The sequence below is a fragment of the Pseudomonas sp. NBRC 111132 genome, from assembly GCF_001320565.1.
Lineage (GTDB): Bacteria > Pseudomonadota > Gammaproteobacteria > Pseudomonadales > Pseudomonadaceae > Aquipseudomonas > Aquipseudomonas putida_P.
This window is the reverse complement of record NZ_BCBI01000103.1, coordinates 1-10,365: the sequence shown is the minus strand read 5'-3', so window position 1 is coordinate 10,365 and position 10,365 is coordinate 1. Positions and strand designations below refer to the sequence as shown.

The 10,365-nt window shown below is 48.2% G+C and carries 7 protein-coding genes; 5 read left to right on the top strand and 2 right to left on the bottom strand.

The genetic code is table 11. From position 1 onward, the window contains the following. The 5 genes from APH35_RS29190 to APH35_RS28925 all read left to right on the top strand — a co-directional run. Positions 1 to 202, top strand: a 202-nt coding sequence (locus tag APH35_RS29190) for a hypothetical protein (protein WP_218187678.1), incomplete at its 5' end; no start/stop codon positions are given. A gap of 75 nt (positions 203 to 277) precedes the next feature. Continuing rightward, positions 278 to 2,194 carry a TniQ family protein gene (locus tag APH35_RS27505; RefSeq protein ID WP_060515815.1) on the top strand — a complete coding sequence of 639 codons (1,917 nt, stop codon included), beginning with the start codon at positions 278 to 280 and terminating at the stop codon, positions 2,192 to 2,194. Between the two features lie 56 nt (positions 2,195 to 2,250). Continuing rightward, complete coding sequence (locus APH35_RS27500; protein WP_060515814.1) at positions 2,251 to 2,610, top strand: histone-like nucleoid-structuring protein, MvaT/MvaU family; 360 nt, start codon at positions 2,251 to 2,253, stop codon at positions 2,608 to 2,610. Positions 2,611 to 4,505: 1,895 nt separating this feature from the next. After that, positions 4,506 to 6,788, top strand: coding sequence for an NACHT domain-containing protein (locus APH35_RS27495; protein ID WP_060515813.1), 2,283 nt, complete (start codon positions 4,506 to 4,508; stop codon positions 6,786 to 6,788). A gap of 380 nt (positions 6,789 to 7,168) precedes the next feature. After that, positions 7,169 to 8,413: a hypothetical protein gene (locus APH35_RS28925; RefSeq protein WP_156341248.1), complete on the top strand. Its 1,245-nt coding sequence runs from the start codon at positions 7,169 to 7,171 to the stop codon at positions 8,411 to 8,413. Positions 8,414 to 8,669: 256 nt separating this feature from the next. Here the strand turns inward: APH35_RS28925 and APH35_RS27485 are convergent, their stop codons facing one another. Together APH35_RS27485 and APH35_RS27480 are read right to left on the bottom strand one after the other, a co-directional pair. Further along, positions 8,670 to 9,926, bottom strand: a complete 1,257-nt coding sequence (locus APH35_RS27485; protein ID WP_060515811.1) for a hypothetical protein — start codon at positions 9,924 to 9,926, stop codon at positions 8,670 to 8,672. A 3-nt stretch (positions 9,927 to 9,929) separates the two neighbouring features. Beyond that, positions 9,930 to 10,365 (bottom strand): nucleoid-associated protein (locus tag APH35_RS27480; protein ID WP_177335400.1); only part of this gene is annotated, 436 nt, incomplete at its 5' end.

Genomic DNA, 10,365 nt, shown 5'->3' with positions numbered 1-10,365 from the left:
AAAGATTGTGGACAGGGCTGTTTGGCTGGTTCAAGTCCAGGACCTTGCCGGGATTGAACTTCCGGTACTTGCCCAGGCTTTTGAGGACGAGGTTTGGAGCTGCGCCACCGAGGAACGAAACCCCTTCAGTGCGAGCTTCAATTTCCAGCCTCTGTTCGGGAAGCGGGAGCCGTTTGAAACGTTCGAAGAGAGCAATACCTGACGGCCAAGGGCCGGGCTTATCGGCCCGGCTCTACTCCCCTGATTTTTATGTCTTCGATTTCATGGATGTGTAGGAATGTTTGGTCTTTTAATCAACCCACGACCACACCACGACGAAAGTCTTTTGGGGTACCTGCAGCGCCTGGCGAAAGCCAACGGATTACCCAGAAAGGAACTGCTCACAGCTTTTGCACGAGCAGGCGAGACCGAGGTTGCGGACTGGCTGCAGCAGATCGAGGGACCTTTGAGTTGGCCAATCGTAGCTGCTGAGTTTCGTGATCCTAAGCCTAAAGGGGTCAAGCTATGGACGACTCATCACGCTCGTTACTGTCCGATCTGTTTGGGCGAAGCCGGTTATTGGAGAGAAAGCTGGGGCTTGACCCTGGTTACGACATGTTCTGTCCACGGCACTGAACTCCACGGGCGGTGCCCCAACTGTCTGAAGGAAACCGATCCAAGCGCAATGAGTGCGAATAGTTGCCAAGCGTGTGGCACCTCATTGAGTGGGAGCAATTTTGAGATCGCACCGGCGAGTGATACAGCCGCCTGGCTCACCTCTGGCTTTGAAGATAGGTTTTACGCCGACTCGTTGCCAGCTGACGCGGGATTGGCTGCCCTCACCTACGATCAGTTTCACGAGTTGTCATCGCGTCTCGCTGTCAGAAGTTTGCCTACGGAAAGAATCCAGCCGCTGAAGGTCGCTGATTCGGGTTCGCTAGAGATATCGCGGCATATGGCAAACGCTGCGGGCGTGGTTCTCATGAACTGGCCTCTCGCATTCAGAGAACTGCTGAGTGGCCTCAAGGAAGTCCATTCCGATAGCGGAAATTGGACGCTCAGCAGGTCGTTCGGACCGATATACCACGACATCCACCGTGATCTGGATGACCCTTGTTTTGACTTTCTTCGTCGAGAGTTCGAATCATTTCTGCAGCATGCGTGGGAAGCACCGTTAGCGAAGCGAAATCGCAATTTGAGTGAGGAGACCATCGAGAGACATCGTTGGGTGTCGTTCGATTCTGCTGCTGAAGCTTGTGGTCTCGGGGTATCAGTCGTTAAACGCCTTCATCAGGAGGGACGAATCGCCTATCGGGAGAAGGCCCATGAAGATCGAGTCTTTACGGTCGTGGACCTGGATCATTTGAAGGCAATCTCGCAGCATCTCCGGGGCGTGGCTGATATGAAAGAAACCTCGACTTTGCTAAGCCTCTGTCGCAATCGGGTTAGCCAGCTGCTAGCTGGTGGTACCCTCCAGTTCTTTGGTGGAGAACCGCGCCCAGGCGAAAGGTGGCTGATTGACCGCCGCTCGATCAACGAATTGATTGATGAGAAGCTGCCTACCAGCTCTGACCAGAGCCTGGTGTCGATCAACTATTTGGCCAAGCATTCTCTGCCCAAGGGGGGTGGGTTGGTCGAGTTGGTTCAGGCAATACGTGCAGGTGAACTTCGTGCCTACCGACAGGCCGAGACTGGCCCGGTTGGTGTGGGGGAGTGGGTACTCAAGGCGCAAGAGTTTGCATCGTGGCAACAAGCCCGAGCAGGGGGCAAGGGCTTAACCCTACCCGGTTTATCGGTGGTCAAAGCAGCTGCGCTATTGGGTGTCAAAGAAGAATGCGCTTACGCGTTTGTTCGGCTTGGACTGCTTTGGAGCACCAACGTCGAACACGGCAGGCGTACGCAACTGGTGGTTAAGCCCCAAGCGATCGAAAGATTTAGGCGAGGCTACATTTTGGGACCGGAGATCGCTGTGTACCTGGGAACGTCGACCAAGGAAGCGTTCAAACTCCTTTGGGAGGCTAGGTTTCGCCCCGTTGCGGGACCAACCATACCAAATGCAGCCTGCCGGCAGTACGTATGGGTGAGAAGCAAAAAACTGATTGAATACCTTATGGATGAGGCTATGCAGAGCGACGACCCAGACGGCATCACCCTTTTATCCACACCGATCGCTCAGCCTCGCGATAGCCGATTCAAGCATGTGGGATCAAGATAGTTAGCAAGCTCTCTTTCGTGATTGCTAAAATAGCCCAACCCATTCTGGAGAATCCTATGTCCCGTCTCGCTGAATTTCGCCTGCTCGAACAACAACTCGCTGCCCAACTGGCCGAGTTGGAAGCCCTGAAAAATGACTCGTCCCTGAAGCAGGAAATGGAATTCGAAACGAAGCTTCGCGCCCTGCTCAACGAGTACGGCTACGGTCTGCGCCAAGTGGTGATGATCCTCGATCCGAAAGCGGTGCCTCCAGCTTCGAATGCCCCAAAGGCACTTCGGAAAGCACGCGTGGTGAAGGTCTACAAGAATCCGCACAGCGGTGAGATCGTTGAAACCAAGGGTGGTAATCAGCGCACACTCAAGGCCTGGAAAGCCGAGTATGGCGCTGACGTAGTCGAGTCTTGGCTTGCCAGCTGATAGAGCTGCCGAGCGCTTCTGGCACGAGATAAAACGTGATGCAGCCCGAACGTGAATTCCCATTCTGGGGCGTGACGAAATTTTCTTGAGGTGGTGGTGACACACAGTTTGTGCGCATTAAATAGAGGTCCACTTCAAAAAATGGATGCACCAAAATGCGTAACGCTCTCGTCGCGATAGCTGTGAACACCATCTCAAGCGTTCTGACTGCACTGGTGCTTCACTGGATCACGCCTCCCCTTCTCGACGTAGCCATACGGCCCACTGCGGTCTCAAGCTCAGTATCGAATAGCGCAACGTAGCTTCAGATCTGTGCTGTCGCACGTACCCGAACTATCTGATCTGGCTAAACGCAGATTCCGGTTGAGTGCCCATCGATGGCTCGGGTTAGTAATGCCGAAACTGTAGTATCGCTGCAAGATTAGCCCCCACGCCTCGGGCAGGTCTCAGACCTGGACTGCGCACCAGGGGGTTAGTTGTTTCTGGGGCTAATCCAGGTCGTTAGGAGCATCCGTCAGACGCGTTCCAAGTGGAGGGTGGGCGAGCGCTGACGTTGCGAGCCAATACGGCAATAGCTTCTCCACGAGGGTGATGCAAGAGTGGCTTCTGAAGCTCGCCACTTTCCCTAAGCACGTCCAGCGCTGGCAGATAACCCAGTGACAAGCGGCACTAGAAATACTTCGGTCGTGTACTTGGCTTAAATGGGGGCATCGCCAGCCCTGCCTAAGCGCACTCCATCATGGAAGGAGCACAGATATGTCGACCTTGTCATTAGCAGGAAGCACGCACGCAATCAGCAGACATGACTTCGAACAGAACCAAGAATGGCCTGATACACCTCAGAATCGCCGGTTACTGGCTGCATACGGGGCCGCTTGTGAGCTGTCATCTACCCCTCTGCTGTCGCTGCACTGAACGCAGAGCGAGGTGGCTGGACTGATGTTGACCAGTACAGGGCCAAAGCTGCGCACTGGGAAACAGTGGCGGAAACTCTCGTGTCAGTGTTGAGTATGGAAATTGAGAAGGGACGAGAAGAAATACTGCTGCCTCATCCCTGGCGGTAGCCAGGAGTCGGTTGAGCAGCGGCAGCCGAACCGAGGTATGAAACGAAATTGATCACATATTCCCAAATCAGCTGTTGGACTGGGGACCACGGCTTGTTAACCACTTTTTTCCACTGTAAACCACAGTGGTTTACAGTGGAAAAAGTGGTTAACACCTCCCGCCTGGAGCAGGATCACTAGCCTATTGGACATGAACTGGCCTGTTACGGATCTGAGTCACCATTTGGCAAGGTCGGCACGGGGAACCGCTCCAATCCGTGTCTGGAGGGGGGCCACCTGCAGATCCTCTCAGGAAGCGCTAAGGTAGAATTCATAGTCTTCTTTTTTACTTGTAAACCTCCGTGGTTTAAAGGTAACAAATTTGGTTTACACCATCCTGATGGACCGTCGTCGGTCGGGCCCAATACTGATTCATCAACGTGAGCGCGTGCCTAATCTCGCACGTCGCTTCAACCAATCTATCCAGCCGTGCTTGTGCTAACAGAGCGCGTAGCCAGCGATAAGCTACTGACGATTTGCTTTCATCTTGAGGTTCAGCAGATTAGATGGGCTGTCGACGGCGTGCGGCTGATGAGCTCCACCAAAGGATGGAGCCAAAGCGGCCTTCGGTAAGCGGCTGAAATAGGCCGGAAGCCTTCATTAGGATGACCCTGCTATTTCGAAGGAGCTCAATGCTCCGTCCGTAGCGGGCGCCCGCCATTCTTTATCAAGGTTATGGATCGAACACAAAGAGCTTGAAAATGATTGATATCAAAATGGTATCATATTAAATTCTGGTTGAAATTATCGCGTGTATCGACCTGCCAAAACCCTGTCCTACGGAATGAAGAAATGGAATCTATTAAAATTGAGCGCATTAGGAAGCTGGAAAAGGAAGTTCAAGATTTTCATCCACTGCTGAAAGTTCTATTGGCACGAATCCCGTACATCAGAAATGTTGAATATAACCAAGGGCCAAGTGAGAATGGCGCAGACTTTGTGCTTGAAAAGTTTGACGAGTTTCTCAATGCGACGACATATGTGGGTGTGATTGTTAAGGTAGGAAAAATCAAGCAGGATCAAGGAGACGTTGAGAGGCAAATTGAAGAGTGCAGCATGGAGCGCACTTTTGATAATGGGAAAAAGAAAATATATCTGAGTGAAATCTGGATTATTAATAACGATACGATTACATCGAATGCGCAGCAAAAAATTCATCACAAATACAAAAGTTCAAGTATTTTATTTTTTGACGATGTGAAAGTCGCATCGCTGGTCGATAGATTTTATCCTGAATATTGGACCGATATTAGTGTAAAGCTTGGCGAGTATATCCGAAAAATTCAAGCTTTTTCTGAGAAGATAACAAAAAACTCTTCCATATTGGAGTTTCAGGAAGATATAAATATTGAGCAAAAAGTCCGCAAGCTTACGACCAAGATAAAACCTGATCGAGGTCGAGCTTCGAGGCTTGTTGATACGTCAATTCATGATGCAGTGAAGATAGATAGTCTGGTTTTTCTAGAAGGTGTCATGGGGGCTGGAAAATCTAATCTGGTCAAGCGTGCTATCGAAAGGATTACCAAGCACGACGTTATAAATATTGAAAAAGTCATACCTGTTGGCATGACCTTCAAAGATTACATAGATTTGCACGGCGAAAGTATAGAGGGAGTTCTTGAGCAGGCAATAGCGGAGTCCAATACAGATCCTAACAAGCACACCTACTTAATAATTATTGACGGCCTTGATGAAGTGCAGCTTTCTTCTGAAAGGAAGCTAGAAGTCCTTAGTGTAATCAGTCAATACGTTCGCTCAAATCAAAACCTCAAGGTGCTTATTACAAGTAGGCCTGTAGAAGACCTTAAGGAAAAAAATGAAATTGATAAGCATTTTACCAGATATCAGGTTTTACCACTTTCCACCAGGCAGCTTCTAACGTTTATCGAAAAGGCATGTGACAACCCGGTTGCAATTGAACGTCTTGCTGCCGGTATTGATCGTTCTGTGCTTTTTAGGAATCTTCCTAAAACACCTATATCTGCTATTTTGCTTGCAAGAATTCTCAAAGAGGATCCAGCAGAACTTCCTTCTACAATGACAGAACTATACTCTAAATACTCAGAGCTTGTTTTAGGTCGCTGGGATATGAGTAAGGGTCTTCAATCGCAGAAAGAGTATGAAATTATAGATAGCGTATGCACCGATTTAGGGTCGTATGTTATTGAGCATGGCTTAAATGAAATCTCCTCCCGCGAGGCGCATGACTTTTTCTCAGGCTACATAAAAGAAAGGAATCTGAAGATTTCAGCTGAGGCTATTTATGAAAAATTCCTTTCTAAGAGCGAAATTGTTAACTATAACAATAAGAATTTAACTATAAACTTTAAGCACAGGACTTTTGCAGAGTATTTTTCGGCCAAAAAATTGGCCAGAGACAATTCGGCGGTGATAAGTGAACAGGTTTACGAGCCTTATTGGTGTACGGTTTTTTTCTTCTTTGTAGGACTCAAGCGAGACTGCCCTGATCTTATTGATGCAATAGTCAATGTCGAAGCTAAAACTTCTCAGCAACAAATTACCCGAGTTTTCCAAACTGCACAGTACTTGCTCGCCGGGCACCTCACTCCTTATAAGAATATAAAAAATGGGATGCAAATAACCTTTAGCCATGCTGCGAAGCTTTTGCATGAAGGTCTAAAAGGTAATTCAGCTCTGTCATCGCTGCCGCCGATGCAACTTATTTACATATTGTCGTATGGGGTATGCAGCGCTTACGGCTATGATTACTTCAGCGATGCAATTCAAGACTCAATAATAGAGCGGTTGGGTAGCCATCTGTCCGAGGTTGAACTTATTGAGCTTTTCTTGTTGAGCTCAACATCTGCGTTTCTGGGAAAAAACAATGGGTTTGACGGATTGATTACTGAATATGGAAAGGATCTACCCGAGACGCTTAAGCTGGGGATCAAACATTTCAATGCCGACTTTTCACTTAAATCGGAAGTGACAACCAAGTATGTTAAAAAACTTGAGAAAAATTTAAAGTCTAGAGGTAACATGCACGACTTAGTCGTTCAGCTCTATGATACCCCAATTTCGGATAGGGCTAATTTAGAGCTAGGCGTGGGATGATGTGAAGTCAGAAAGCCGAAGCGTCCGAAGTGGCTTGGCGGGCGTTTCGCTTCACTAGCGAGCTTGTGGGGTGTCAATCACCAGGCAGTTTGGTGCTCGAAATGCTATGTAGGTGATATGCGCTTGCGGCTGAGCGCCGCTACCAGCGTTTGGGAGGGGAGTTCAGATTAGGGTCTTTGGTGCCCACGTAAGACGTGGCCGGCTAGACGAAATTGACCCCATGGTGCGCAATATAGATCTTGGTATGTTCCAGAGGTTTTAGGGGTAGAGGATCCCGTGACGTAGTCGATGATGAGTGTTAGCTCTGTTACGAGGTCACACGGTCGACATGTTCGGAAGTATTAGTGGTTGATTGATATTCATGTTAGGGAAGACATTAAATGGTAAAAATAAAGCGGCACTTTCACCCTATAGGTCAAGGCGGATTTTTTTCTGAACATCATAAAGTTGGTCTCGGAAAGGAGTTTGTTGTCGTCTATGACTGTGGAGTTGCCCATAATCGAAGCAGCGCAGACGGTGTGGTGAAAACCAATCTCCTGAACGGGGTTGAAATTGACATATTATTCATATCTCACTTTGATTATGATCATGTTTGTAAGTTAAAGGTTTTATCCTCGCATGTGGGGAGGATAAAGAACGTAGTCATGCCTTTGCTGAGTAAAGATGAAAAATTCCGCCTGACAAATCTATTCAGAGCATCTGGATTCAACTTGCTTAAGCTGATTAATTCCCCTGAGAAATTCTTCGGTAGCACCACAAGAGTTTTCAGTGTAGCCCCAGGAGGTCGTCAAGACGCAGACGGTGATGGCCCTAGAGATGAAGCGGCGGTATCACTCGACTCACTATCTCCAACAAAGAGCTTGCGTAGCGGTGTGAAGATTAGTGTTCCAATTGGTACTGTCCCGCACAGTCATGATTGGGTGTTTATTCCGTATAATTATGAGTCTGCTACTAATTTGGCACTGCTTGAAGCAGAGCTCACAAAGGTAGGCATCAGTACTCATCGAATAAAGACTGATCCTAAATATACTCTTGATAAGTCTATTGTTGGGCGAAAAATTATTAAGGGCGTATACAGCAGACTACCCGGCGGTATAAATCTCAACTCCATGATTGTGTACTCAGGGCCAGAGAATCGCACGTCACGATTGAGGCTTAGGGAGAACTTACAAGATCGTATTAAACTACACAGAATCCCATGGCTCAAATCTCATGCGGGTTTGGTTGCTCAGAAGTATCCTGTTTGGAAATATTACTTTTTAGGTTCGAATGACCTTCGAGCTCTTGATTTTTTCTTTGATGACGAATTTGAGTATTTATTCCAGCTGCCAGGCTGTATTTATACTGGAGATGTTGATTTTAATCAGGTCGAGATTCCTCGCGTGTTTAGAGAAGTGTGGGATCAGGTCGGCACTTTGCAAATACCCCATCACGGAGCAGCGCCGTGCTTCGATGATTCGATACTGAAGGGGCAAAAGCTAATTTGTCCGATAGCTGTTGGTACAAAGTTTCTTCGAAAATATGGTCATCCTGCAAAATCTGTGATCGATAGCATCATCATGCATGGATGTGTACCGGTATTTGTCACCGAACTAAACGAAGAGTTTGTTCAGATTATTTCGTAACGATTGCGAGAGCCAAGGGCGATTCGGGGAATCATTTCTAGATCGATACGTTTCGTACGGTTGCCGAAACGTTTTAGTCTTTTGGAAATCTGAGAATAGCCTATAATTAAGTCGAACATAGCCTGAGCGTTTATGACGATTCGTTTGTTGTCGACTGCCGAATAGTGGCGCACTGCTCTGCCCTGATATCACTCCCAGCATCCCCTACTAGCGTGCAGCTGGGGCTTGCGTATCACCGCTTTGATAGGTACTACCACTAAGGTGCAAGAAAAATTGGTTCAATATTCGATGCGGCAGCAATTGACAAGACTGTTACGATCGCGGTCCAAAACGCATCCCAATATTTAACCAGAGCAACCAGTACTGCCCCGGTGCCTGGAAGCCATGATAGAGCTTTCAGAAGCCGAAAAGTGTTTTCAAGCGTCTGTCCCTGGTTTTCAACTTGATTGATGGTGATTCGAAGCAGTCCTTGAAGCTTGGGCGGGTAGGTTTTTATTTTGTCTTTGAAGTCATCGAAGACGACGTTAAAGCTGTGCAGTAAGCGCTTAGTCTGCAGTATCTGGTTGTGCAAAATCGCGAGAAGAATAACTGAAACAACAATCATACCGAGCACAAGAACGAAAGCCTCGAAGGGTGAGGAGCTGTTCTTCAACGGAAGTAGGCCAGCGAGAGAAATTGGAAGTGCTAGCATCTTTCCGGCGATATCACCCAAAACGCCGCTTAGCTTGGTCCCATAGTCGATTTCTGCCTGCGCCAGCTCGCGGCGGACCTTCTCGAACGAGAATCCATAGACATAAGTTTGAAGATTTGCACGATAGGTAGAGAGAATCTCATTCCACTCTCTCACTACAACCAGGAAAAGGTTTTTCTCGCTTTCAAATTTTTCAATTACGCTAGCAATCGCCATTCGGATCATTAGCTTGCGTTCGGAAAGATGGGCTTTGTTCTCGTTTTTACGGTTTAAGATTTCCTCAAGCAGACTCATATGCCTGAGCTCATGCCCCAGCAGTTGATCGTCGACATGGGTCGGTAGCAAGAAAGTCCTTGGCGGTTTTGCACCGTCAGGGGGCAGGGCGAAGAACAGGTTATAGGCGTCAGGACTACTTTCCTTGTCCACGCCTATAGCCAGCATTGCCAAAAGCTCAACCAGTCTGCATATGCGCTTGAGGCCCTTGATCGGCTCTGGCTCGTCATCATCGAAATCTGCCCATGCCAGATCCGAGACATAAATGTTCTTCGGAAATAGTCCTTTACCCAAGGAGCCAGTTCGTGCGAGCTCGTAAACATTGGTATAGAAACGACCAAATTCATTCGAGGGGAGCCGAAGCTCTATTTCGAGTAAACCGTCATGCTCATCCTGGTGCTGGATTCTTCCGAATGCCGGCTGCAGGTTCTGGCAACTCTCCAAGGCAGCGATGATTTCAGGGCTTGATGGTCCTTCATAAGAAGCAACACCGCCCTGAATGAGAGGTGATCCCATCGCGCGGTATAGAGCTACTACATGGCTAAACATCTGCTACTCAGCCCTAGCCTGTAGCTCTTTTTCAATCACGTCGATCAACTCCTGCGTAAGATTTGACAAAACCAGTTTTTTACGAGGCTCATCGTAGTAAACATCAGCAGTCGCCTCCTGGCCTAACGCGCCTCGTTCAAATTGGAGTGACCAACTGGCGGCGTCACCTTTGATTCGTGTCTTCGCTTTCAGTGATTTGGGATTGACTGTAAAGTCATCTGGAACTCTATGCTTTTCGTCATTGAGGTAGTTTTTCAGCCCTTCGATCTCATCCACAAGCTCGGCCGGAACGTGCTGAGTTGCCGCATGACAAATGGCGTCTAGACGTGCAGATTTGCCGTCTACCAGTCGGTCTTGAAGATACTTTACGACTGCCTCCTTTGCTTTGTAGGCGAAAGGCTTGAGCGCTTTCTTGTCGCGAAAGAAACGATCAACGTAG

Coding starts and splice junctions, on each gene's coding strand:
- APH35_RS27505 (WP_060515815.1), top strand. CDS start 278: ATGTTTGGTCTTTTAATCAACCCACGACCACACCACGACGAAAGTCTT.
- APH35_RS27500 (WP_060515814.1), top strand. CDS start 2,251: ATGTCCCGTCTCGCTGAATTTCGCCTGCTCGAACAACAACTCGCTGCC.
- APH35_RS27495 (WP_060515813.1), top strand. CDS start 4,506: ATGGAATCTATTAAAATTGAGCGCATTAGGAAGCTGGAAAAGGAAGTT.
- APH35_RS28925 (WP_156341248.1), top strand. CDS start 7,169: ATGGTAAAAATAAAGCGGCACTTTCACCCTATAGGTCAAGGCGGATTT.
- APH35_RS27485 (WP_060515811.1), bottom strand. CDS start 9,926: ATGTTTAGCCATGTAGTAGCTCTATACCGCGCGATGGGATCACCTCTC.